Source organism: Streptomyces sp. NPDC017056, assembly GCF_044332485.1.
In the GTDB taxonomy this organism is placed as follows: Bacteria; Actinomycetota; Actinomycetes; order Streptomycetales; family Streptomycetaceae; genus Streptomyces.
The window spans coordinates 159,501-184,266 of sequence record NZ_JBIRPD010000013.1 but is presented as its reverse complement, the minus strand read 5'-3'; the positions used below and the strand labels follow the sequence as shown (position 1 = coordinate 184,266).

Genomic DNA, 24,766 nt, shown 5'->3' with positions numbered 1-24,766 from the left:
CACCGGCAAGCGCACCGCGCCCCGACGCCGTACGGCACCGGGGCGCGGTCGTTCGCATGCGGCCCCGGCAGGCCGGAGCCCGCCGCGTCGGCCGGTCCCCGACCGTCCCGTCCTCCGTTAGTCCAACACCTGCACCGCCTTTGTCCATGGGCCCGCCCGCCACGCACCCAGCACGCTGTCCCGCGACAAGCAGTGCCGGCGCGAAGGACGGAGAGCGCACGTGAACGGACCGACAGACGCGGCGGGACCGGCAGGCGCGGAACCCGGGCCCAGCCGCAGGAACATCGTCGTCAGCACCGCGCTCGCCGGGCTCGCCACCGCCCTCCCGCTCGGCGCCGGCAGCGCGTACGCAGCGGACCCGCACACCACGGGCCCGCACACCACCGGCGGCGAGACCGTGCTGCGGTCCGGCGCCCTGGACGTACGCGTCGACACCGCCTTCCCGCGCATCGTCTCCTACACCGACCGGGGCACCGGCGCCGTCCTGTACGGCCAGGAGGACCCGGTCACCCAGGTCCTCGTCGACGGCACCGCCCGCACCCCCCGGGTCACCTCCCGCCCGGCCACCGACCGCATCGCCTACACCCTCGCCTTCGACGGCGGCACCGAGATCGACGCCGAGATCACCGTCCGCGGCCGGCGCGTGGACTGGCGCGTCACCAGGATCGCCGACACCCCCGCCCTGCGCATTGGCACCCTCCAGATCCCCGGGCTCGCCTTCCTGGCCGTCCGCAGCGACCAGCCGGGCGCCGCCCTCCTCGCGGCCCGCATCGACCTGGACAAGGCCAAAAGCGGCGACACCCTCGTCCAGATCGGCCCCACGACCCCAGTGGACGCCGCGCCTCTCGGCTGCGCCTACGCGGTCGCCGCCACCGGCCTGCTGGCCGCCGCCATCGAGACCAACACCGTGTACGACCGGCCCACCGGGGCCACCACCTGGGAGAACGGGCGGTTGTGGCGGCAGACCGTCCACAGCGCCGGCCACCGCAGCGCCCGTATCGGCTGCGGCCAGTGGACCCACCGCGCGGCCACCGCGCCTCTGGACGCCACCGAACCCCTGCCGTACGCCACCGTCGCCGTCACCCGCGACCGCAACGGCGACGGCACCGCCGACTGGCAGGACGCCGCCATCGCGCTGCGCGACATCATGGTCAGCCCGCCCGGCGCCGGCGAACAGCACCTGCGCGTCGTCGCCCACATTCCCTTCAACTTCGCCAGCCAGGCCACCAACCCCTTCCTGGCCACCCTCGACAACGTCAAACGGATCGCGCTGGCGACCGACGGGCTGCGGCAGTTCACCCTCCTGAAGGGCTACCAGTCCGAGGGCCACGACTCCGCGCACCCCGACTACGGCGGCAACTACAACGAACGCGCCGGCGGCCTCGCCGACCTCAACACCCTGCTGCGCGCCGGGAAGAAGTGGCACAGCGACTTCGCCGTACACGTCAACGCCACCGAGTCCTACCCGGTCGCGCACGCCTTCTCCGAAACCCTCGTCGACAAGAACGACGAACAGTGGGACTGGCTGGACCAGTCCTACCGCATCGACGCGCGCCGCGACCTGGTCTCCGGCGACATCGCCCGCCGCTTCCGGCAGCTGCGCGAGGAGACCGACCCCGCCCTGGACACCCTCTACATCGACGTCTTCCGCGAATCCGGCTGGAACTCCGACCGCCTCCAGCGCCACCTGCGCGAACAGGGCTGGCAGGTGACCACCGAATGGGGCCACGGCCTGGAACGCGCCGCCCTGTGGTCGCACTGGGCCAACGAGACCGACTACGGCGGCGACTCCTCGCGCGGCGTCAACTCCCGGCTCGTCCGCTTCGTGCGCAACCACCAGAAGGACGTGTTCGCCGACAAGTGGCCGACGCTGCTGGGCGGCGCCCGGATGGGCAACTTCGAGGGCTGGGTCGGCAAGACCGACTGGCACGCCTTCTACAAGATCATCTGGGTGGACGCGCTGCCCGCAAAGTACCTCCAGGCGTACCCGATCCGCACCTGGCGCGAGCACGAGATCACCTTCGAGGGACCGACCGCCACCACCGTCTCCGACACCGGCGGCACCCGCCGGATCACCACCGACGGACGGCTCGTCTACGAGGGCGGCCGCTACCTGCTGCCGTGGGAACCGCGCCGCGCCACCGACCCCGAGAAGCTCTACCACTACAACCCCGGGGGCGGCACCACCACTTGGACGCTGCCGCGCGGCTGGTCGGGCACCCGGAGCGTGTACCTGTACCGGCTCACCGACCAGGGCCGGAGCGGAATGCGGCGGCTGGCCGTACGCGGTGGGAAGGTCACCGTCACCGCCGAGGCCGGACAGCCGTACGTCGTCTACCGCCGCCCCGCTCCGGCCCAGGGCGGCCCCGGCTGGGGCGGGAGCGGCAGCCGGAGCGGCCCTGGCCGGGGCGGTCCTGACTGGGGCGAGGGGACGCCGCTCGCCGACCCCGGCTTCCACTCCGGCACCCTCGACTCCTGGCAGGTCAGCGGGCCCGCCCAGGTCCGACCGAGCGCGCTGGGCGACTACGAACTGGTCGTCGGCGCGGGCGGCGCGGCAGCCGTCGGCCAGCGGCTCACCCGGCTCGCCCCCGGCACGTACGCGGCCTCCGTGCAGGTCGAGGTGGGCGCGCGACCGGGGGAGCGGCGCCGGGCCGCACTGGAGGTACGCACCGGCGACGGCGTCACGGCCGCCAACTGGACCGAGACCTCCACCGCCGGGAACTTCGTCGCCGCCGACCGCAAGCACGGCACCCGCTTCCAGCGGATGTTCACCCACTTCACCGTCCCCGAGGGCGGCGGCCCGGTCACCCTCACCCTCAGAACGGCGGCCGGCACCCCGCGCGTCCGCTTCGACAACGTACGGGTCGTGCCCGCGGTTCCGGCGCACCGCCCCGGCACCGTCGCCTACGAGGACTTCGAACACGTACCGCAGGGCTGGGGCCCGTTCGTCAAGGGCGACGCGGGCCGGGTCACCGACCCGCGCACACACATCGCGCAGCGGCACGCGCCCTTCACCCAGCGCGGCTGGCACGGCAAGGCGGTCGACGACGTCATCGACGGCGGCCAGTCCCTCAAGTCCCGCGGCGAGAACGCCGGGCTGGTCTACCGCACGGTGCCGCACACCGTGCGCTTCACCCCTGGGCGCCGCTACCGGGTCACCTTCCGCTACGAGAACGAGCAGGCCGGGCAGTACGCCTGGATCACGGCCGTGGACGAGCCCGCCGCCCGCGAGCTGGGCCGCACCCCACTGCCCGTCGCCACGCGGCCCGCCACCCACACCTACGAGTTCACCGCCCCGGACGGCGGCGAGGCGTGGGTGGGGCTGCGGAAGACGGGCGGCGACGGGAAGGCGGAGTTCGTCCTCGACGCGTTCGAGGTGCGGGAGATCTGAGGTCCGGGATCCGAGATGCGGCTTCCGCGATCCGCGATCCGCGATCCGCGATCCGCGATCCGCGATCCGCGATCCGCGATCCGCGATCCGAGATCCGAGAGGCACCGGCCCTGACGCGTCAGGGCACCAGACTGGGCGCCCCTGCCCCTTCCCCCTCAAAGGCCGGGGCGCCCTCCAGCTCCAGCAGGAGCAGCTCGTTGTCCCCGGCCCGCAGCGCCGGGCCGGGGACGAACAGCGTGCGCTGCGGGCCCGCTGACCAGTAACGGCCCAGGCAGAAACCGTTCACCCAGGCGAAACCCCGGGTCCAGCCGGGGAGTTCCAGTACGGCGTCACCGGGGGAGGGGGTGGGCAGCGCGGCCCGGTAGAGGCCCGGCAGGCCTGGAGCGCCGACCGCCGTGAAGGGCACCCGCCGCACCGCCGCCGCGTCCTCCAGGGCGTCGAGCCGCAGCCCGCGCGCCCGTATGCCGTGCAGGTACTGCCGCTCGTGCAGCACCCCGCCCGTGATGCCCTTCGGCTCCCCGAGCCGCGGCCCGTAGTTGACCCGGCCCAGCGACTCCACCCACAGCTCCACGGCGGCGGGCCCGGCCACCGCCGCGCCGATTACCGCCTCCTCGGCGTCCAGCACGGGCCCGCGCACCCCGTCCACGTACGTCACCGCCCGGTCGCGCAAACCCGTCACCCGCAGCGGGTACGGCCCGCGCGGCCCGGGCACCTCCAGGCGGTAGCGGACCACGCCCCGGTCCACGCCCAGTTCCTCGAACGTCGGCGGGACGCCCGAGGTGACCTCCGGGCCGCCGAGCACCTCCAGGACGTCCCCGAGCGGCACCCACGCGTCCGGCACGGCCCGTACGGGCGCGGCGAGCACCGGCGGCGGCTCGGGCACCTCGGGCAGCGGGCCCGGCGCGTACGCCGCCAGCGCCTCGCGGAAGCGCCGGAACTTCTCTGTAGGGCGCCCGCGTTCGTCGACCGGCGCGTCGTAGTCGTACGACGTCACGGTCGGCTCCAGAGTGCCGTCGTGCAGCTCGCCGGAACGATTCGCCCCCGCCCAGCCGCCGAAGCTGGTGCCCCCGTGCGCCATGTAGACGTTGACCGAAGCGCCGCACTCCAGGATCTCCCGCAGCGCCTGCGCCGCGTCCTCCGAGGAGCGCTCCACCGGCGTATCACCCCAGTGCGAGAACCAGCCGCACCAGAACTCCATGCACATCAGCGGGCCGTCCGGCCGATGGCGGCGCAGCGCGGCGAACGCCTCCCGGGCCCCCGAACCGAAGTTGGCGGTGGCCAGGACGCCGGGCACCGAACCGCCGGTGAGCATGTGGTCCTCCGGCCCGTCCGACGTGAACAGCGGCACCGTCACACCGAGGCCGCGCAGCAGGCCCGCCATGTACGCCAGGTACTCCCGGTCGCTGCCGTACGACCCGTACTCGTTCTCCGCCTGCACCATCACCACCGGGCCGCCACGGTCGTACTGCCGCGCCACCACCTGCGGCAGCAGCCGCCCGAACCACGCGTCCACCGCCCGCAGGTACTCCGGGTCGCGCGTCCGCACGCGCCGCCCCAGCGGGCCGGTCAGCCAGTGCGGCAGCCCGCCGTTCTCCCACTCGGCGCAGATGTACGGGCCCGGCCTGACCAGCGCGAGCAGCCCCGCCGCCCGTGCCGCGTCCAGGAAGCGGCCCAGCGCCTCCGGGTCGCGGAAGACGCCAGGACGCGGCTCGTGCAGGTTCCAGGGCACGTACGTCTCCACGCAGTTCAGGCCCATCGCGCGCAGCATCGCGAGCCGGTGCCCCCAGTGGCCCTCGTGCACCCGGAAGTAGTGCAGGGCCCCCGACAGCAGCCGCACCGGCCGCCCGTCCCGCTCGAAGTCCCGCACGCCCACCACGAACTCGCCCACTCCGCCCGCCCCGTCCGTCCGCCCGGCCTCCCGCCCACCCTCACCCCTGGCGGCACACGGGTCCATGGACAAAGATCGGCATTGATTGGACGGAACACGGGCCGGGCACGGTCACGTCCGGACACGGACCGGCCGGGAACAGACGGGAGGACGCCCGCATGTACCACACCTGGATGCGGTACTTCACGCCCAGCCCGGTCCACCACCGCCTCGGCCTGGTGTGCCTCGGCGTCGGCCTCCAGCACGGCACCCTGCCGCCCGTCGGCCCGCGCGTCCTCGACCACCACGTCGCCGTCGTCGTCAGCGCCGGCCGCGGCTGGACCACCGCCACCGACGGCACCCGCGAGCCGGTCACCGCACCCGCCCTCCTGTGGCTCCTGCCCGGCGTCCCCCACCACTACGGCGCCGACCCGGACACCGGCTGGGACGAGAGCTTCGTCGACTTCACAGGCCCGGCCACCGCCACCTACACCGAACTCGGCTACATCGAACCCGACCGCCCCCTCGTCCCCCTCACCGACCCGGCGGCGCCCCGCACCGCCATCACCCGCATCGCCCGCGCCGCCCGCCGCGGCAACCCCCTCCTGGAGGTCGAGACCGCCGCCGCCGTCCACGAACTCCTCGTCGCGCTGCGCCGCGCCCGCGCCGACACCGACGCCGACGGCGACCCCGTACTCCAGGCCCTGGCCCGCGACGCGTTCCTGCCGCTGTCCGTCGCCGAACACGCCGCCCGCCACGGCATGACCCCCGCCGCCCTGCGCACCGCCGTACGCCGCGGCGCAGGGTGCAGCCCCAAGGACTACCTCCTGGGCATCCGCCTCGGCCGCGCCAAGGAACTGCTCACCGCCACCGAACTCCCCGTCGCCGCCGTCGCCCGCCGCGTCGGCTACACCGACCCCGCCTACTTCAGCCGCCTGTTCACCCGCCGCGTCGGCACCGCGCCCGTACGCTTCCGCGCCCGCCAGGGACGCAGCGTCCCCGGCGGCTGGTCCACCCGCGTCCCCGACCCCGACGACCCGCCGGTGATCGGCGGCGCGGACGGCTGAACGGGCCGGCCACCGGCCGGGAAGAGCGGGCACCGGGGCGCGCGAAGCACGGCCGGGGCGCGGCCCGGCCGGGAAAACCACGGGTCGAGTGCGCGGTGTCAGTGCCGTGCGGCAGCATGTGGACATGCCCGCACTGACGCGCGACGAGGCGCAGACCCGAGCCCGACTCCTCGACGTCCACCGCTACGCGATCGACCTCGACCTCACCCACGGCCCCGCCCACTTCGTGTCCCGCACGGCCGTCCGCTTCAGCGCGCGCACCCCGGGCGACACCTTCGTCGACATCAAACCGGCCGAGCTGCGCTCCGCCACCCTCGACGGCCGCCCCCTCGACCCGGCCACCCTCGACGGCAACCGCCTGCCGCTCACCGGCCTCACCGCCGGCGAGCACGAACTGCGCCTGGAAGCCGCCATGTCCTACTCCCGCACCGGCGAGGGCATGCACCGCTTCACCGACCCCGCCGACGGCGAGACCTACGTCTACACCCAGATGTTCCTGGACGACGTCCAGCGCGTCTTCGCCGCCTTCGACCAGCCCGACCTGAAAGCCGTCTTCGAGCTGACCGTCACCGCGCCCCCCGGCTGGACCGTCCTCGGCAACGGCACCGCCACCCGCGACGACGCCACCGAAGGCCGCTGGACCCTCGCCGCCACCCCGCCCATCAGCACCTACCTCGTCGCCGTCGCCGCCGGCCCCTGGCACACCGTGCGCACCGAACACGCCGGCCTGCCCTTCGGCATCCACTGCCGCCGCTCCCTGGGCCCCCACCTGGACACCGACGCCGAGGAAATCCTCGACATCACCCGCCGCTGCTACGACCGCTACCACGCCCTCTTCGACGAGCCCTACCCCTTCGACTCCTACGACCAGGCGTTCGTCCCCGAGTTCAACATGGGCGCCATGGAGAACCCCGGCCTGGTCACCCTCCGCGACGACTTCGTCTTCCGCTCCGCCGTCACCGACACCGAACGCCAGTCCCGCGGCATGGTCATCGCCCACGAGATGGCCCACATGTGGTTCGGCGACCTCGTCACCCTCGCGTGGTGGGACGACATCTGGCTCAACGAGTCCTTCGCCGAGTACATGGGCTACCAGGTCCTCTCCGAGGCCACGCACTTCACCGACACCTGGACCGACTTCGGCATCGCCCGCAAGAGCTGGGGCTACGACGCCGACCAGCGCCCCTCCACCCACCCCGTCGCCCCCGCCCCCGAGGACGTGCCCGACACCGCCTCCGCCCTCCTCAACTTCGACGGCATCTCCTACGCCAAGGGCGCCTCGGCCCTGCGCCAGCTCGTCGCCTGGATGGGCGAGAAGGACTTCCTCGCCGGCATCAACGACCACATCTCCCGCCACCGCTTCGGCAACGCCACCCTCGCCGACTTCGTCGACTCCCTCGCCCGCGCCACCGACCGCGACGTACCCGCCTGGGCCGCGAGCTGGCTGCGCACCACCGGCGTCGACACCCTCGTGCCCGTCGTCGGCACCGGCGCCGACGGCGGCTGGACGCTGCGCGTCGACCGGGACGGCAGCCGCCCCCACCACCTCACCGTCGGACTGTACGACCGCGACCCCACCGACCCCGCCCGCCTCGTCGCCCGCGACCGCCTCGCCTGGGACATCCCCGCCCCGGCCGCCCCGGACGACGACGCCGCGACGGCCGGGCCCGCCACCGCGGGCGGCACCACCCCCCGCCGCCAGCACACCGCCCCCGGCCCCCGCCCCGCCCTCATCCTCCTGAACGACGGCGACCTCACCTACGCCAAGGTCCGCCTCGACCCCGCCTCCTGGGAAACCGCCCGCGACGCGCTCTCCGGCCTGCCCGACCCCCTCACCCGTGCCGTCGTGTGGAACGCCGCCCGCGACATGGTCCGCGACGGCGAGCTGCCCCCCACCGCGTACCTGGACGCCGCCCGCGCCCACCTCCCGTACGAAACCGACACCGCCATCGTCTCCGGCGCCCTCGCCTTCGCCCGCACCCAGATCGCCGACCGCTACCTCCCCGCCGCCGACCGGCCCGCCGCCCTGAACACCCTCAGCACCATCGCCCGCGACATCCTGCGCCGCACCGAAGGCTCCGAGAACGGCGACGGCCAGGGCCCGCGCCTCGCCGCCGTCCGTACCTTCATCGACAGCGCCACCACCCCCGACGGCATACAGGACTGGCTCTCCGGCGGCAGCGTCCCCGGCGGCCCCGCCCTCGACCCCGAGCTGCGCTGGCGCATCCTCGGGCGCCTCGCCGTCCTCGGCGCCACCACCCCGGCCGCCATCGACGACGAACTGGCCCGCGACCCCAGCGCCACCGGCCGCCAGGGCGCCGCCACCTGCCACGCGGCCCTGCCCGACCCGGCCGGCAAGCAGGCCGCCTGGGACGCCCTGTTCGCCACCGACGAGAGCACCGACCTCTCCAACTACCTCTTCAACGCCACCGCCGCCGGCTTCTGGGCCCCCGAGCAGCTCGACCTGGTGCGCCCCTACGCCGCCCGCTACTTCCCCGACGCCGTGGCCCTCGCCGCCCGCCGGGGCCCGGCCCTCGCCGAATCCGCCGGCCGCCTCGCCTTCCCCACACCCCTCGTCGACACCGCCACCCTCCACCTGGCCGAGGAGTGCCTGCGCACCGCCGACCCGGCCCCGGCCCTCCGCCGCAAGCTCGCCGACCAGGTGGACGACCTCAGGAGGGCGCTGCGGGTACGCGGCGCGTAACGGCCCGCGCGTGCGGCCCGGCGGGGGAGAGTCGGCCCGCCGGACCGCACGGCCCGCCGGACCGCACGTCCCGCCGGGGGCCCGGTGAAAGGTTTCGTCACCGTCCCCGGCCCCGGTGCCGACGGCGCGTCCACCCGCGCCCCGTACGGACTGCATAGCAGGCAAACCGATCACAACCGCCCCGCCCTCCGTACCGATACCACTTTCGGGTTGAGCTCGCTCGGCTCGGCAGGCACGCCACCCGGCCCCGGCCAGGCTGGAGGTGCCCGCTGTCGCGCACGCACCCGAAGGACCGCCCATGAACACCCCGCCCCTCGCCGGCGGAGCCGCAGGCCCCGACGCCCTGCGACCGCTCCTCGGCACCGTCCTCGACGCGCTGTGCGACGGCGCGGAAGCCAGGGGCGGGCCGCTGCCCGCCGGCGGCCCGGGCCGCGTCGCCGCACGGCTGCGGGAGGCCGCGGGACCGGTCCTGCCCGAGACCGGCTGCGGTCCCCACGAGGCACTGCGCGCCCTGGTACGCGCCATGGCCGCGGGCGCCGCCGACCCCGCTGACCCGCACTGCGCCGCCCACCTGCACTGCCCGCCGCTGGCTGTCGCCGTCGCCGCCGACCTCGCCGCCGGCGCCCTCAACCCCTCGATGGACTCCTGGGACCAGGCCCCCGCCGCCTCCGCCCTCGAAGCCCGCACCGCACGCGAACTGGCCGCACTGGTCTACCCGTACGCCTCCGAGAGCCACCGCCACCATCGAGAACCCCACGGTTTCGGACCTCCGGGCCACCCTTGCGAGACCGGCGCACCCGGTGCGCCCGGCCACCCCCGCGAGACCGGCACACCCGGCGCACCCGGCCGTCCCCGCGAGACCGGCGCCCCCGACGCCCTCGTCACCACCGGCGGCACCGAGGCCAACCAACTCGCCCTCCTCCTCGCACGCGAGCACGCCCGCGCCCGCCACCTCGCACCCCTCCAGGTCGTCTGCGGCGCCAACGCCCACCACAGCGTCCACCGCGCCGCCTGGCTCCTCGGACTCGCCGAACCGCACACCGTCCCCACCCCCGACGGCACCCTCGACCCCCACACCCTCCACACGGCCCTCACCGGCCTCCGCACCCCCGGTACCCCCGCCCCTCCCGTCCTCGTCTGCGCCACCGCGGGCACCACCGACGCCGGCGCCATCGACCCGCTCCCCGCCCTCGCCGACGTGGCCGGCACCCACGGCGCCCGCCTGCACGTCGACGCCGCCTACGGCGGCCCCCTCCTGTTCAGCGACACCCACCGCCACCTCCTCGACGGCCTGCACCGCGCCCACACCGTCACCCTCGACCTGCACAAACTCGGCTGGCAGCCGGTCGCCGCCGGCCTCCTCGCCGTCCCCGGCACGGCCTGCCTCGCCCCGCTCGCCCACCGCGCCGCCTACCTCAACGCCGACGACGACACCGAAGCCGGCCTCCCCGACCTCCTCGGCCGCTCCCTGCGCACCACCCGCCGCCCCGACATCCTCAAGATCGCCGTCACCCTCAAGGCCCTCGGCCGCACCGGCCTCGCCGACCTCGTCGACCGCACCCTCGCCGCCGCCCGCACCCTCGCCCGCCTGATCGACGACCACCCCGCCCACGAACTCCACTCCCACCCCACCCTCAGCACCGTTCTCTTCCGCCCCACCGGCGCCGACGACACCACCGTCGCCACCATCCGCCGCCGCCTCCTGCACAACGGCCGCGCCGTCCTCGGCCGCGCCACCACCCCCACCGGACTTTGGCTCAAGGCCACCCTCCTCAACCCCCACACCACCACCGACGACCTCACCTCGCTGCTGAAACTCGTGGAAGGCCACACCCCCCGATGAGCACCCCCCACCCTGACGCCGTCACCGTCCAACTGCCCTCACCCCACAGCCCGGCCGACGCCACGGCCGCCCCGCCCCGCCCCGCCGACACCGGACCGCCCACCCCCGAGGCCGCCCCCGCCCGTCCCCCCACCGGCCCTGACGAACCACTGGACCTCGCCGGCATCGGTATCGGCCCCTTCAACCTCTCCCTCGCCGCCCTCGCCCACCCCCTCACCCACCTGCGCACCGCCTTCTACGACCAGCGCCCCGCCTTCCACTGGCACCCCGGCCTCCTCATCGACGGCACCACCCTCCAAGTCCCCTTCCTCGCCGACCTCGTCACCCTCGCCGACCCCGCCAGCCCCTGGAGCTTCCTGAACTACCTCAGGCACCGGGAACGCCTCTACCCCTTCTACTTCGCCGAGCGCTTCCACATCCAGCGCGCCGAATACGACGCCTACTGCCGCTGGGTCAGCGAAAACCTCCCCGCCCTGCACTTCGACCACCAGGTCGACGCCGTCCGCTGGAACACCGACCGCGCCGCCTTCGAAGTCGACTACACCCAGCTCGACGCCGACGGCGAAGCCGAGGCCCTCGGCCGCACCTACGCCCGCAACATCGCCCTCGGCACCGGCACCGTCCCCCACGTACCCGAAGCCCTCAAACCCCTCGTGGACGCCCCCGCCGTCCCCGTCATCCACGCCGCCGACTACCTCGCCCACCGCGAACGCCTGCTGGCCGCCGAACACATCACCGTCATCGGCTCGGGCCAGTCCGGCGCCGAAGTCTTCCTCGACCTGCTGCGCGCCCGCCCGGCCGGCCGCGAACGCCTCCACTGGCTCGCCCGCACCCCCGCCTTCGCCCCCATGGAGTACGGCAAACTCGGCCTCGAACACTTCACCCCCGACTACACCCGCTACTTCCACGCCCTCCCCGAACCCGTACGCGACGAACTCCTCCCGGCCCAATGGCAGCTCTACAAGGGCATCGACCACGACACCATCGCCGCCATCCACGACGAGCTCTACCGGCGCACCCTCCACGGCGGCTGGCCCGACGCCACCCTCACCCCCGGCGTCACCGTCCGCACCGCGGGACGCGTCGGCACCACCAAGGTCGAACTCCACCTGGAACACCCCCACCAGGCCACCCGCAGCCGCCTGACCACCGACGCCGTCGTCCTCGCCACCGGCTACCGCACCGGCCACACCGACACCCTCCTCGCCGCCCTCGACCCCTACCTCCGGCGCGACGCCGCCCACCGCCCCTGCGTCGACACCGAACAACGCCTCGTCCTCGACCCCTGCGTCACCGGCTCCGTCTACGTACAGAACGCCGAACACCACACCCACGGCGTCGGCACCCCCGACCTCGGCCTCGCCGCCTGGCGCAGCGCCACCATCCTCAACACCCTCACCGAACGCCCCGCCTACCCCCTGCCGTCCCGCACCGCCTTCACCACCTTCGGCCTGCGCCCCTCCCCGCCCCCCAACCCCACCGGCACCCCCCGCCCCAACTCCACCCTCCTGCAAAGCCCCTGACCCGGCCGGCCCAGGCCCCGCACCGCACGGAAACCTGGGCCCGAGGCCGCGTAGGATCCGGATCGAACACCAGAACCCGGCCCGCCCGACGCCGGACCCACTTCGATCCTGGAGACGCCATGGGCAGCGCCCTACTCGTGATGGACGTCCAACAGGCCATCGTGGACATCGCCGACGACGGCTCCGGATACCTGCCACGCCTGCGCACGGCGATCGACGGGGCCCGGGCGGCGGGCCTCCCCGTGATCTACGTGGTCATCGCGCTGCGCCCCGGCTACCCCGAAGTCGGCACGCGCAACAGGCCGCTCGCCGCCATCGCCCAGGCCGGCCTCTTCGTAGAGGGCGCACCGGGCACCGGGATCCACCCCGAGATCGCGCCCCGGCCGGACGACGTGGTGGTCACCAAGAGGCGGGCGAGCGCCTTCTCGGGCAGCGACCTCGACGTGGTACTCCGGGCACGCGGGATCGACAGCCTCGTACTCACCGGCATCGCCACCAGCGCCGTGGTGCTGTCCACCCTGTGCCAGGCGAACGACCTGGACTTCGGCCTCACCGTCCTGTCCGACGCCTGCCTGGACACCGACCCCGAGCTGCACCGCGTTCTCGTCGAGCGGCTGTTCCCGCAGTGGGCGGACGTCGTCACCGTCGACGACTGGGTCAAGGCGAACGCCCCCCGGTAGCGGCAGCCCGAGCGGACGGCGCACGGGCGGCCGGCCCCACCGGCCCGCCCGGCCCCACCGGCCCGCCCGGCTCCGCGGACCGGCCGGTGGAGGACCGGACTCAGAACACCGGCACCCCGTCCCGCGTCAACCGCCAGCCCACCGGAGCGAACCGCGCCTCGTCGATCTCCCCGGTCTCCTTCACCCACCCGATGATCACATTCCGGATCTCCTCGGACGTCGACCACACCTGCTGCGCCTTCGCCACGTGCGGGAAATTACCGCCGCCACCCGCCCGGTAGTTGTTCACCGCCAGCACGAACCGCGCGTCGTCCGCCACCGGCTTCCCCTCGAACGACAGCTTCGCGATCCGCTGCCCCGGCTCCCGCGCGATGTCGATCTCGTACGAAACGCCGCTCACCGCGTCGTAGTTGTAGTCCGGAATCCCCTCCGCGTTCGTCAGCTTCGCCGGATCGACCGGACCACCAGCAGGCGTCCGCACGTAATACCGGGCGGAGAACTCCAGATACTCCCGCAGCTGCTTCCCGGTCAGCACCCGCGCCTCCAGCGTATTGTCGAACGGATACAACGCGGCCATCGCCCGTATCGTCACCGCACCCGCCGGCACCGCCGCCGTACGCGAGAAACACGACGCCTGCGACAACACCGGCAGCTTCGCGAACTCCCCGCCGGCCAGCGCCTTCCGCACCGCCTCCGCCTGCACATGCGCGATGAATTCCAGCACCGGCGTGTCCTTGTACGGAGCCTCCGCCGCCGTCATCTCCGTCTTCGACCGCCCGATGACCTGATTGACGTACGCCACCACCTTCCGCTGCTCCGTACGCAGCAGACGCGTGATCCGCGGATCCTCCGGCACCGTATTGGAATTCAGCACCTTCGCCGACACCGACTCCACCGCCCAGCGCCCGCGCGACCGCACCACCTCGAAGTCGAAGAGCGTCAGCCGCTGCCCCCACTTCAACGGCTCCGACAACACCACCTCACGGCCCGTCGCCCGGTTCACCACCCGCCGCTCCGGCACCTCCACATGCGCGTGCCCCACCAGAATCGCGTCGATCCCCGGCACCCGCTCCGCCACCAGCGCCGCCGCGTTCTCCACGTACGGCAGCTGATCCCCGTACGACGACGTGCCACTCGTCCCCGAATGCGCGGACACGATCACCACGTCCGCACCCATCGAACGCAGCTTCGGCACCCACTTCGCCGCCTGCTCCTCCAACCCCGGAAAGGCCAGCTTCCCCTGCACATGCGCCTTGTCCCAGATCGCGATACCCGGATTGGTCAACCCCAGCACCGCCACCTTCACGTCCCGCCCGCACGGCGTACGCAACCGCGTCATCCAGTACGGCGGAAACGCCGGCCGCAGCGACTTCGCATCCACCGCGTTCGCCCCCAGCAGCGGAAAATCACAGCTCTCCTCGAACTTCCGCAGCACCGAAAGGCCGTAATTGAACTCGTGATTGCCGAGCGCCGCGGCGTCGTACCCGATGGCGTTCATCGCCTTCGCCATCGGATGCACCGGGCCGTTCGGACCCGTGATCGGATCCACCTTCGCGTAGTAATACGCCAGCTGCGTCCCCTGGATCGTGTCACCCGCGTCGATCAGCAGCGTATTGCGCTCACCCTTCTCCGCCCTGACCCGCCGCACCAGCGTCGAAATCTTCGCCAGCCCCACATCGTTGTGGTCCTTGTCGTCGAATTCCGCGTCCGTCGCGTAATCCCAGTTGAAGACGTTCCCGTGCAGATCCGTGGTCCCCATGACCGTGAAGGAATAGCGCTGCGCCCGCTGCGCCCCGCCACCGGGCACCTGCGCGGCCGCCGCCGACGGCCCCGCCGTACCGACGAGCGCGGCCCCCGCGCCCGTGGCGACCGAACTCCCCAGGAACTTCCTACGGTCGAGCGGCATGACATCTCCTTTGACGAAATACGGCAGCGGACTGCGGCGACGGCGACAGCGACTGCAACGACGACAACGACGACACACCGCGACATCCATGGACAACGCGCGTAGATTCTGACGCAGCAACCACTCCCGCAACAGCCCTCACAGGTTGCGATCAGATGACCGCCACCCCGCCCGGCCGCTCCCTGACAAACCCCTCACCCCGTGCCAGGCTGCCCCCATGACCGACACCGACCCCCGCACCGGCGCCCTCCCGTACGGCACCCCCGACGCACCCCGCCTCGCCGTACGCGGTGAAGCCCGCATCGAAGCCGACCCCGAGACCGCCCGCGTCGACATCACCGTCGGCGCCCGCGGCACCGACCGCAAAACCACCCTCAAAGACCTCACCCACCGCAACGACCAGGTCCTCGCCCTCGTCAAGAGCTACGGCGACGCCGTCGAGAAACTCGACACCGGCGCCTTCTCCGTCACCCCCGAAATGACCGCCAAGGGCCGCCACGAACGCGTCCGCGCCTACCACGGCCGCGTCCGCCTCACCGCCACCCTCACCGACTTCACCGCACTCGGCGAACTCACCACCCGCCTCGCCGACCTCGACCTCACCCGCGTCGACGGCCCCTGGTGGGCCCTGCGCCCCGACTCGCCCGCCCACCGCGAAGCCCGCAAACAGGCCGTACATGACGCGGTCCGGCGCGCCCGCGAATACGCCGAGGCCCTCGGCGCCCGCCTCGAAGCCGTCCTCGAACTCGCCGACATCGGCGCCGAGAACGCCACGCCCTTCCCCGCCCCCGGCGGCATGTTCCGCTCCGCTTCTTACGGGCCGTCGGACGCGGCCGAAAGCGCCCCCGCCCTCGACCTGGAACCCGAACGCCAAGAGGTCTACGCACAGGTGAACGCCCGCTTCACCATGACCCGCCCCACCCTGTGACCCGGACATTTCCCCCTCTCATCCGCTCATAGGAGCGCCGCCGCGCGCATTCAATCACTTGTCAAGAGCCTTTCACGCAAAGGCCGTTGGGCAGTCACTTCCGCACACTGCCCTACCTATGAGTAGGTCGTAGGGTCGAACCATGCGCCGAGCAAAGATCGTCTGCACTCTGGGACCCGCCACCGACTCGTACGAGCAGATCAAGGCACTCGTCGAAGCCGGCATGGACATCGCCCGCCTCAACCTCAGCCACGGCACCTACGCCGACCACGAGGCGCGGTACGAGCGGGTACGCAAGGCATCCGAGGAGACCGGCCGCAGCGTCGGCGTCCTCGCCGACCTTCAAGGTCCGAAGATCCGCCTCGGCCGCTTCCGCGAAGGGCCGGTACTTCTCGAACGCGGCGACACCTTCACCATCACCGTCGAACCCGGCGTCGAAGGCGACCGCCACCTCTGCGGCACCACCTACGAAGGACTCGCCGCCGACGTCACCCCGGGCGAACGCATCCTCGTCGACGACGGAAAAGTGACCCTCGAAGTCACCGACGTCCGCGACACCGAGGTCCGCACCACCGTCATCGAAGGCGGCATGGTCTCCGACCACAAGGGCCTCAACCTCCCCGGCGTCGCCGTCTCCGTCCCCGCCCTCTCCGAGAAGGACCGCGAAGACCTCCGCTGGGCCCTGCGCACCGGCGCCGACATCATCGCGCTGTCCTTCGTCCGCAGCGGCGACGACATCGACGACGTCCACCGCATCATGCGCCAGGAGAACTGTTTCCGGCCCGTCATCGCCAAGGTCGAAAAGCCGCAGGCCGTCGACGCGATCGACGACATCGTCGCCGCCTTCGACGGCATCATGGTCGCCCGCGGCGACCTCGGCGTCGAAATGCCCCTGGAAACGGTCCCGATCGTCCAAAAGCGCGCCATCAAACTGGCCAAGCGCAATGCGAAGCCGGTCATCGTAGCCACCCAGATGCTCGACTCCATGATCGAGAACTCCCGGCCCACCCGCGCCGAAGCCTCCGACGTCGCCAACGCCGTCATCGACGGCACCGACGCCGTGATGCTCTCCGGCGAGACCAGCGTCGGCAAGTACGCCACCGAGACGGTACGCACCATGGCCCGCATCGTCGAAGCCGCCGAGGAGGACATCCTCACCAAGGGCCTGCCCCCGCTGACCGACCGCAACAAGCCCCGCACCCAAGGCGGCGCCGTCGCCCGCGCGGCCGCCGAAATGGGCGACTTCCTCGGCGCCAAATTCCTCGTCGCCTTCACCCAGTCCGGCGACACCGTCCGCCGCCTGTCCCGCTACCGCTCACCCATCCCCCTCCTCGCCTTCACCCCCGAACCGGCCACCCGCTCCCAACTCAACCTCACCTGGGGCGTGGAAACCTTCCTCGGCCCAAAGGTCGACTCCACCGACGAAATGGTCGCCCAGGTCGACGAGGAACTCCTGCGCATCGGCCGCTGCGACCGCGGCGACGTCGTCATCATCACCGCCGGCTCCCCACCCGGCGTCGCCGGCTCCACCAACCTCGTCCGCGTCCACCACATCGGCGAAGACGACTCCCCCTCCTGACCCACCCCTCAATACTTCGCCCCGACCCGCGCATCCATAAGCACCACAGACACCCTTCGCGCCACGGAGATGTTGAACGGAGCGCCGAACTTCCGGGTGATTTTCCACTCGACACCGACGGCCGTCAGGGCGCCGGAACAGATGCGCAAAATGTCGTCGGACTTGTTGGTGAAGAAGTAGCGGGTGTATTCGTACCGCTTGGGCTGCCCGGAGACGAGGCGCGTGGTCCAATTGGTGACCCGGCAGCCGTCTGAATGGAACAGGCCGCGAATCAGTTGCCACGGATGCTCGTCGACGACATGCTGCTGCCACGGTTCCAGGGCGATGCGGCGCTCATGCTTCCTGCCGGGGCCATGTTGCGGGAACATGCACGTCCAGTGCCGGGTGTAGGACTTCACCTCGACACAGCCGGCCTTCTGGCGCCGACTCACGGTGGGCGTGGCCATCACCTTGCTCATGGCCTCCTCGGCTTCCCCGATGAGTCCGGGCCAGGCATCGCCGCAGTAGACGGACAGATGGTGCTGCCTCGGTTTGGAAACGATGTGCCCGTCGCCGAGGTAGAGGCCGAGTAAGTACGCGTAGGCCTTGCGGTCGAAGGGCCGGGGCGCGCAGCGGGGGCAGTCGTGGACGCGCTCGAACGGCTCGTTCCGGCGCCGGCGGTCTTCGTGGCGACACCATCCGATGGTCCCGCGTGGAACGTTGAGCCGCTCGGCCACCGCGCGATGGGACATGCCGCGGCGCAGCAGTTCCAGCGCCTGCTCGCGTGTTGTGGACTCGTACATGTCTACGAGATTCGTTGATCCGCTGCCTCCGCGGAGCGTCTTGTCACTGTGTTCACCGATGCGAGTGAAGATCGCGTTCCCCGCCTGGCGGGCTGTGAGCCACGGGGCGGGAACTGCCGGGAACTCAGTACTTAGGGCCGATGTGCGCGTCCATCAGGGCCACCGACGACTTCCTGGCGACGGACACGTTGAAGGGGTCGCTGCCACGCGCGAGCGTCGTCCACTCGACGCCCACCTTGGTGAGGGTGTCCGAGTAGAGCTTGCGGATATCGTCGGATTTGTTGGCGAACAGATAGCGCGGGTATTCGTAGCGCTTCTTTCGGCCGCCGACTGTGCGTGTGGTCCAGTTCATGATGCGGCAGCCGTCGGAGTGGAACAGCCCGCGGACGAATTCCCAAGGACAGGAGTCGACGATCTCCTGTTGCCAGGGTGCCAGGGAGATGTGCCGCTCGTGTTTCTTACCTTTGCCGTGCTGCGGGAACAGGCACCACAGATGCTTCGAGTGCACCTTCAGGTTGTGGCACCCGGGCTTGCGGACCCGGCATACGGAGTTGTCGGGGAAGACGGCATGCATCGCCGCCTCGCACGCCTCCATGAGGCCGGGCCAGTCGTCGGCGCAGGTGATCGTGAGGCTGGGCACCCGGTGCTGGGCGGGCTGGATGATGTGGCCGTCCCCCAGGTAGAGACCCAGTAGATACGAGTACGCGGACTCGTCGAGGGGGCTTCGGTCGCACCGGGAACATGACGGGGTGTGCGCACCGGGGCATTCGCCGCGCTTGGCCCGGTCCATGTGACGCCAGTAGCTCACGGTTCCCAAAGGGATGCCGAGAGCGCGGGCCACGTCGGCGTTTTTGTGGCCTGAGCGAAGGAGGGAGACCGCCTTGAGGCGGAGGTGAGCTTCATGGATCCGCATGAAATGACTCTGTGTGGCGCGGTCGTCCCATAGGGTGAGACCCGGGATCTTCCATCCGAACGTGGAAATCCGCTTTGTGGTGAGAGTGCCGGGTGCGGGACTCGAACCCGCAAGCCCTTTCGGGCAGATGTGTTTGAGACATCCGTGTATGCCATTCCACCAACCCGGCTGGGGTGGGCTGCCAGCAGCATACCGTGTACGTGTCAGAGGGCGCTGCTAGGTAGGGTACAAGGGCACCACCTGCCTGGAACGAGGAGACCCGTGAGCGCCGCCGAGCCCGAGCAGCCCGTCGCCGACGACGATCAGTCGCATGTCCCGCCGCAGACGACCCGTGTGGTCATCGCCGAGGACGAGGCCCTCATCCGTCTCGATCTCAAAGAGATGCTGGAGGAGGAGGGCTACACCGTCGTCGGTGAGGCCGGGGACGGCGAGAAAGCCGTGGAGCTGGCGCGGGAGCACCGTCCGGATCTGGTGATCCTGGACGTGAAGATGCCGAAGCTCGACGGGATCTCCGCCGCCGAGCGGATCGCCGAGGAGGGCATTGCCCCGGTCCTGATGCTCACCGCGTTCTCGCAGCGCGAACTGGTGGAGCGGGCGCGGGACGCGGGGGCCATGGCGTACCTCGTGAAGCCGTTCAGCAAGAGTGACGTGGTGCCGGCCATCGAGATGGCCGTGAGCCGCTTCACGGAGCTGAAGACGCTGGAGAAGGAGGTCGCCGACCTCACCCAGCGGCTGGAGACCCGCAAGCTGGTGGACCGGGCGAAGAGCATTCTGCAGACCCAGTACGGGCTGACCGAGCCCGCCGCCTTCCGCTGGATCCAGAAGACGTCGATGGACCGCCGGCTGTCCATGCAGCAGGTCGCCGAGGCCGTCATCGAGGACGCCGAGGAGAAGAAGCAGAAGAAGGAGAAGGAGGGGAAGGAAGGGAAGGAGTAGGGATTTTTCTCCTCCCGAGTTCCCTCCTGGGGCTGTGCCGGTTGCTGACCGGCACAGCCCTTTTTCGTGTCGAGACGCTGCTCAGTCCTCTCCCAGGTATGCCTTCCGTACCGACTCGTCGTGCAGGAGTTCCTGGCCGGTGCCGGACAGGACGATGGTGCCGGTTTCCATGACGTGGCCGTGGTCGGCGAGGGAGAGGGCGGCCTGGGCGTTCTGTTCGACGAGGAGGATGGTGGTGCCCTGGGCGCGGAGTTCGCGGATGGTGTCCATGATCTTCTGCATCATGATGGGGGACAGGCCCATGGAGGGCTCGTCGAGCATGAGGAGTTTGGGGCGGGACATCAGGGCGCGGCCCATGGCGAGCATCTGCTGTTCGCCGCCGGAGAGGGTGCCGGACGCCTGGCGGCTGCGTTCGCCGAGGATGGGGAAGAGTTCGTAGACGCGCCGGATGTCGGCTTCGATGCCGGCCGGGTCCTTGCGCAGGAACGCGCCGAGCTTGAGGTTTTCGGCGATGGTCAGGCGGGGGAAGAGGCGGCGGCCTTCGGGGGAGTGGGCGAGGCCGCGTTCGACGATCTTGTGGGCGGGGACGCCGGTGAGCGGCGCGCCGTCGAAGCTGATCTTTCCGGCGAGGGGTTTGAGGAGGCCGGAGAGGGTGCGCAGGGTGGTGGTCTTGCCGGCGCCGTTGGTGCCGATGAGGGTGACGACCTGGCCGGGGGCGACGGAGAAGGAGATGCCCTTGACGGCTTCGATCTTGCCGTAGGCGACGCGCAGGTCCTCCACCTGGAGGAGGGGGGAGGGGGAGGAAGAGGTGGGGGAGGTCATTGGGGGGCTCCTTCCGCGCCGGAGGCGCCGGAGGCACCGGGCGCGCCGGGTGCGGTGGGGCCGTGGTCCGCGGCGCGGGCCTGTTCCTCCGCCGCGTGTACTTCGGCGGCTTCCTCGGCGCCTGGCGCGTTCTCGAAGGGCGTTCCGAGGTAGGCGGCGACGACGCGTTCGTCGGCCTGGACGACGTCGGAGGTGCCTTCGACGAGTTTTTCGCCTTGCACGAGGACGGCGACGCGGTCGCAGAGGTTGAAGATGAAGCGCATGTCGTGCTCGATGACGAGGACGGCGGTGCCCTGGTCGCGGATGGCGAGGACGAGGGCCTGGGTGGCGCGGGTCTCCTGGGGGTTCATGCCGGCGGTGGGTTCGTCGAGCAGGAGGAGGGCGGGTTCGCTGGCGAGGGCGCGGGCGATTTCCAGCTTGCGCTGTTCGCCGTAGGGGAGGTTGCGGGCGAGGTGGTCGCGTTTGGCGGCGAGGCCGGTGAACTCCAGGAGTTCCATGGCGCGTTTCTCGGAGGTGCGTTCGGCTTTGCGGAAGCCGGGGCCGCGCAGGAGGGCGGACCAGAGCCCTTCTTTGGTGCGGGTGTGGCGTCCGACGAGGGTGTTTTCGAGGACGGTCATGTTGGCGAAGAGGCGGATGTTCTGGAAGGTGCGGGCGACACCGGCTTTGGTGACGAGGTGGGGTTTGCGGGAGAGGCGGTTGCCTTGGAAGCTGACGGCGCCTTCGGTGGGGGTGTAGAGGCCGGTGAGGCAGTTGAAGAAGGTGGTTTTGCCGGCGCCGTTGGGGCCGATGAGGCCGACGATCTCGCCGGCCCGGACGGTCAGGTCGACGCCGCGTACGGCGGTCAGGCCGCCGAAGCGCATGGTGACGCCGGTGGCTTCGAGGACGGTGCCGGCGGTGCTGGTGGGTGTGGTCATGGTGTCGTCACGCCTTCACCGTGGCCTGGCCCCCGTCGGGCAGGCGCGTATCGGGTACGTCGAGCTGGCCGGTCTCGTGGAATTCGAGCTGTTTCCTGCGGTCGGGGATCAGGCCCTCGGGGCGGAAGCGCATGAGCAGGACGAGGGCGAGGCCGAACAGGAGCAGCTGGTAGTCCTGGAGGAAGTCGAGTTTGGCGGGGATGAGGAAGAGCAGGGCCGCGCCGACGAAGGGGCCGGCGAGGGTGCCCATGCCGCCGAGGATGACGGCGGCGAGGAGGAACGCGGAGTTGGGTGGGGTGGGGCCGGCGAACTGGAACTGTTCGGGGGTGGCGGTGGTGACGACGTGGACGTGGACGGTGCCGGCGAAGCCGGCGAGGGCGGCGCCGAGGGCGAAGGCGAGCAGGCGCAGCCGGAAGCTGTTGATCCCCATGGCGATGGCGGCGGTCTCGTCCTCGCGGATGGCGATCCAGGCGCGGCCGATGCGGGAGGCGGCGGCGCGGCGGAAGACCAGGACGACGACGGCGGTGACGAGGATCATCAGGAGGTAGTAGTTGCCGTAGGTGGCGATGGTGAAGCCGAGGATGTTGTGGGGTTCGCCGAAGTTGAAGCCGAAGATTTCCAGGTTGGGGACGTTGGGGATGCCCATGGCGCCGTTGGTGACGTCGGGTCCCGTGGTGCCGTTGAGGTTGAGCATGGCGATGCGGAAGATCTCGCCGAAGCCGAGGGTGACGATGGCGAGGTAGTCGCCGCGCAGGCGCAGGGTGGGGGCGCCGATCAGGACGCCGAAGACGAGTGAGGCGGCGGCGCCGGTGAGCAGTGCGGCCCAGAACGGGAAGTGCAGGCCGAGGGCGGATTCGGGGCTGCCGGAGACGAGGGCGGCGGCGTAGGCGCCGACGCCGAGGAAGGCCACGTAGCCGAGGTCGAGGAGGCCGGCGAGGCCGACGACGACGTTCAGGCCGAGGGCGACGGTGGCGAAGATGAGGATGTTGGCGCCGATGATCGTGTACTGGTCGGTGTCCTGGGTGAGCGGGAAGCAGGCGGCGGCGGCGAAGGCGGCGGCGAGCGCGGCGCCGCGGTGCCGGGCGGTGATGCCGGTGAGGCGGCTGATGAGGCCGGCGCGGTGGAGGGCGGGGACGGCGAGCGCGAGGAAGATCAGGTAGCCGACGAAGGGCGGGCCGTCCTCGGCGTCGATGCCGTACGTGAAGACGTAGAGCCCGGCGCCGAACGCGGCGGCGATGATCAGGATCTCGGCCCAGGAGGGCAGCGGGCGGGCGGTTTTGCGCGGTTGGACGGGGGCCAGGGCGCCGGTGAAGCGGTGCCAGGCGCCGGGCGGCGGGCCGGTATCCGGGCCTTCCGGCGCGGTGCGGTCGGCGGGCAGGCCGAGGGCGCCGAGGAGGGTGAGGAGGGCGGCGGCGCCCGCGAGGAAGCCGCCGGGGTCGAGGTTGACGAGGCCGCCGAGTTCGACGGCGATGGCGCCGAGGGTGAACCAGGTGGCGGCGAAGGTGGCGAGGGCGGCGAACAGGACGGGGGCGTTGCGGCCGGCGGGGGTGAGCCAGCCGAGGCCGCGGACGCCGAGGCCGGAGAGGGCGAACAGGAGGGTGAGGACGCCGCCGGCGAGGGTGATCAGCTGGAGGCCGGCGGGGGAGCCGTAGTACGTGAGGTCGCCGGGGAACTCGCTGCTCCAGGTCCAGGCGAGGGCGGTGGAGGCGGCGGTGGCGAGGGCGGCGGCCGCGGTGGTGAGGCGGGCGCCGCGTTCGGGCAGCGGCAGGACGCCGGGGCGGTGGTGCGGTGCGGTGCCGGGGGTCTGTGCGCCGCCGTGGCCCGCGTTGGTGGGTGGAGTGGTCATCGCTATCACGCCCGATCCGCGACGCGTTCGCCCAGCAGGCCCTGTGGCCTCAGGAGGAGTACGAGGATGAGGAGGACGAAGGCCCAGACGTCCTTCCAGGCTCCGCCGCCGAACTGCTGCATGCCGGGGATGTCCTCGATGTAGCCGGTGGCGAGGGCTTCGGCGACGCCGAGGACGACGCCGCCGAGCATGGCGCCGTAGATGTTGCCGATGCCGCCGAGGACGGCCGCGGTGAACGCCTTGAGGCCGAGGATGAAGCCCATGCGGAACTGGACCTCGCCGGTGCGCAGCCCGTACGCGACGGCGGCGACGCCGGCGAAGGCGGCGCCGATGGCGAAGGCGAGCACGATGATCCGGTCGGTGTTGACGCCCATGAGTTTGGCGGTGTCCGGGTCCTGGGCGGTGGCCTGCATGGCGCGGCCGCTGCGGGTGCGGGCGACGAAGAAGCCGAGGCCGATCATGCAGACGGGGGCGGCGACGAGGACGAAGATGTCGCCGCGCTGGACGGTGGCGCCCAGGATTTCGAAGGAGTCGCCTTTGAACTGGGGGAAGACGCGGGCTTTGTTGCCTTCGGGGTACCACTTCCAGACGGCTTGCTGGAGGGCGATGGACAGGCCGATGGCGGTGATGAGGGGGGCGAGGCGGGGTGCGCCGCGCAGGGGCCGGTAGGCGAAACGTTCCGCTGCCACGCCGACGAGGACCGAGACGGCGACCGCCCCGATGAGCATCAGCGGCAGGGCGTAGAGGAGGGAGACACCGGACGGCAGGGCGAGGAAGACGGTCAGCGCGCCGAAGCCGCCGACCATGAAGATCTCGCCGTGGGCGAAGTTGATGAGCTGGACGATGCCGTAGACCATCGTGTAGCCGATCGCGATGAGTCCGTACATCGCGCCGAGGATGAGTCCGTTGGCCAGCTGTTGCGGCAGTTCGTTCACCGCAGGGCCTCCGTGGGGTGGGAAGACGGTACGGGCGGTGGCGGCAGCCCGCGTGCCGCGGTCGGCGCGCCGGGGCGTTCGTGGCGTCCTGGCGCGGCCCGGGGGGCACTGGCCGGTGTGGTGGTGCGGC

At 71.7% G+C, this 24,766-nt stretch carries 17 protein-coding genes and 1 tRNA gene; 9 read left to right on the top strand and 9 right to left on the bottom strand.

Annotated features, from left to right (window positions below; genetic code table 11):
• Positions 1-220: 220 nt before the first annotated feature.
• Complete coding sequence (locus ACH4OW_RS24565; RefSeq protein ID WP_398030036.1) at positions 221-3,391, top strand: endo-alpha-N-acetylgalactosaminidase family protein; 3,171 nt, start codon at positions 221-223, stop codon at positions 3,389-3,391.
• A gap of 118 nt (positions 3,392-3,509) precedes the next feature.
• Here the strand turns inward: ACH4OW_RS24565 and ACH4OW_RS24560 are convergent, their stop codons facing one another.
• Positions 3,510-5,279: a beta-galactosidase gene (locus ACH4OW_RS24560; protein ID WP_398030035.1), complete on the bottom strand. Its 1,770-nt coding sequence runs from the start codon at positions 5,277-5,279 to the stop codon at positions 3,510-3,512.
• Positions 5,280-5,437: 158 nt separating this feature from the next.
• Between ACH4OW_RS24560 and ACH4OW_RS24555 the strand changes: the two genes are divergently transcribed.
• From ACH4OW_RS24555 to ACH4OW_RS24535, 5 genes are all read left to right on the top strand, one after another.
• Positions 5,438-6,325, top strand: a complete 888-nt coding sequence (locus ACH4OW_RS24555; RefSeq protein WP_398030034.1) for a helix-turn-helix domain-containing protein — start codon at positions 5,438-5,440, stop codon at positions 6,323-6,325.
• Between the two features lie 124 nt (positions 6,326-6,449).
• Positions 6,450-9,029 (top strand): aminopeptidase N, encoded by a 2,580-nt coding sequence (gene pepN, locus ACH4OW_RS24550; RefSeq protein WP_398030033.1) that lies wholly within the window; start codon positions 6,450-6,452, stop codon positions 9,027-9,029.
• Positions 9,030-9,327: 298 nt separating this feature from the next.
• Positions 9,328-10,872 (top strand): pyridoxal phosphate-dependent decarboxylase family protein, encoded by a 1,545-nt coding sequence (locus ACH4OW_RS24545; protein WP_398030032.1) that lies wholly within the window; start codon positions 9,328-9,330, stop codon positions 10,870-10,872.
• Positions 10,869-12,395 carry a SidA/IucD/PvdA family monooxygenase gene (locus ACH4OW_RS24540; RefSeq protein ID WP_360126766.1) on the top strand — a complete coding sequence of 509 codons (1,527 nt, stop codon included), beginning with the start codon at positions 10,869-10,871 and terminating at the stop codon, positions 12,393-12,395. The genes ACH4OW_RS24545 and ACH4OW_RS24540 overlap by 4 nt, the downstream gene beginning before the upstream one ends.
• Positions 12,396-12,514: 119 nt before the next feature.
• Complete coding sequence (locus ACH4OW_RS24535) at positions 12,515-13,075, top strand: isochorismatase family cysteine hydrolase (protein ID WP_360126763.1); 561 nt, start codon at positions 12,515-12,517, stop codon at positions 13,073-13,075.
• Between the two features lie 100 nt (positions 13,076-13,175).
• Here the strand turns inward: ACH4OW_RS24535 and ACH4OW_RS24530 are convergent, their stop codons facing one another.
• On the bottom strand, positions 13,176-14,981 hold the full coding sequence (locus ACH4OW_RS24530; RefSeq protein WP_398030083.1) for a bifunctional metallophosphatase/5'-nucleotidase: 1,806 nt from the start codon (positions 14,979-14,981) through the stop codon (positions 13,176-13,178).
• A 217-nt stretch (positions 14,982-15,198) separates the two neighbouring features.
• Here ACH4OW_RS24530 and ACH4OW_RS24525 point away from each other — a divergent pair, with 217 nt between their 5' ends.
• Both ACH4OW_RS24525 and pyk read left to right on the top strand, forming a co-directional pair.
• Positions 15,199-15,909: an SIMPL domain-containing protein gene (locus ACH4OW_RS24525; RefSeq protein WP_398030031.1), complete on the top strand. Its 711-nt coding sequence runs from the start codon at positions 15,199-15,201 to the stop codon at positions 15,907-15,909.
• Between the two features lie 142 nt (positions 15,910-16,051).
• Entirely contained in the window at positions 16,052-17,488 is a 1,437-nt protein-coding gene (pyk, locus tag ACH4OW_RS24520; RefSeq protein WP_398030030.1) for a pyruvate kinase, read from the top strand.
• 8 nt (positions 17,489-17,496) lie between these two features.
• Here pyk and ACH4OW_RS24515 read toward each other — a convergent pair whose 3' ends face one another.
• From ACH4OW_RS24515 to ACH4OW_RS24505, 3 genes are all read right to left on the bottom strand, one after another.
• Positions 17,497-18,270: a helix-turn-helix domain-containing protein gene (locus ACH4OW_RS24515; RefSeq protein WP_398030029.1), complete on the bottom strand. Its 774-nt coding sequence runs from the start codon at positions 18,268-18,270 to the stop codon at positions 17,497-17,499.
• A gap of 124 nt (positions 18,271-18,394) precedes the next feature.
• Positions 18,395-19,183, bottom strand: a complete 789-nt coding sequence (locus ACH4OW_RS24510) for a helix-turn-helix domain-containing protein (RefSeq protein WP_398030028.1) — start codon at positions 19,181-19,183, stop codon at positions 18,395-18,397.
• A gap of 86 nt (positions 19,184-19,269) precedes the next feature.
• A tRNA-Leu gene (locus ACH4OW_RS24505) sits at positions 19,270-19,352 on the bottom strand.
• A 92-nt stretch (positions 19,353-19,444) separates the two neighbouring features.
• On the opposite strand from ACH4OW_RS24505, the gene ACH4OW_RS24500 reads away from it, so the two are divergent.
• Entirely contained in the window at positions 19,445-20,119 is a 675-nt protein-coding gene (locus tag ACH4OW_RS24500) for an ANTAR domain-containing response regulator (protein WP_398030027.1), read from the top strand.
• 81 nt (positions 20,120-20,200) lie between these two features.
• Here ACH4OW_RS24500 and ACH4OW_RS24495 read toward each other — a convergent pair whose 3' ends face one another.
• The 4 genes from ACH4OW_RS24495 to ACH4OW_RS24480 are packed head-to-tail and all read right to left on the bottom strand — an operon-like array spanning position 20,201 to position 24,636.
• Entirely contained in the window at positions 20,201-20,941 is a 741-nt protein-coding gene (locus ACH4OW_RS24495; protein WP_398030026.1) for an ABC transporter ATP-binding protein, read from the bottom strand.
• Positions 20,938-21,855 (bottom strand): ABC transporter ATP-binding protein, encoded by a 918-nt coding sequence (locus ACH4OW_RS24490; RefSeq protein WP_398030025.1) that lies wholly within the window; start codon positions 21,853-21,855, stop codon positions 20,938-20,940. The genes ACH4OW_RS24495 and ACH4OW_RS24490 overlap by 4 nt, the downstream gene beginning before the upstream one ends.
• Positions 21,856-21,862: 7 nt before the next feature.
• Positions 21,863-23,701, bottom strand: a complete 1,839-nt coding sequence (locus tag ACH4OW_RS24485) for a branched-chain amino acid ABC transporter permease (protein ID WP_360126742.1) — start codon at positions 23,699-23,701, stop codon at positions 21,863-21,865.
• 5 nt (positions 23,702-23,706) lie between these two features.
• Positions 23,707-24,636 carry a branched-chain amino acid ABC transporter permease gene (locus tag ACH4OW_RS24480; protein WP_360126739.1) on the bottom strand — a complete coding sequence of 310 codons (930 nt, stop codon included), beginning with the start codon at positions 24,634-24,636 and terminating at the stop codon, positions 23,707-23,709.
• Positions 24,637-24,766: the final 130 nt, after the last annotated feature.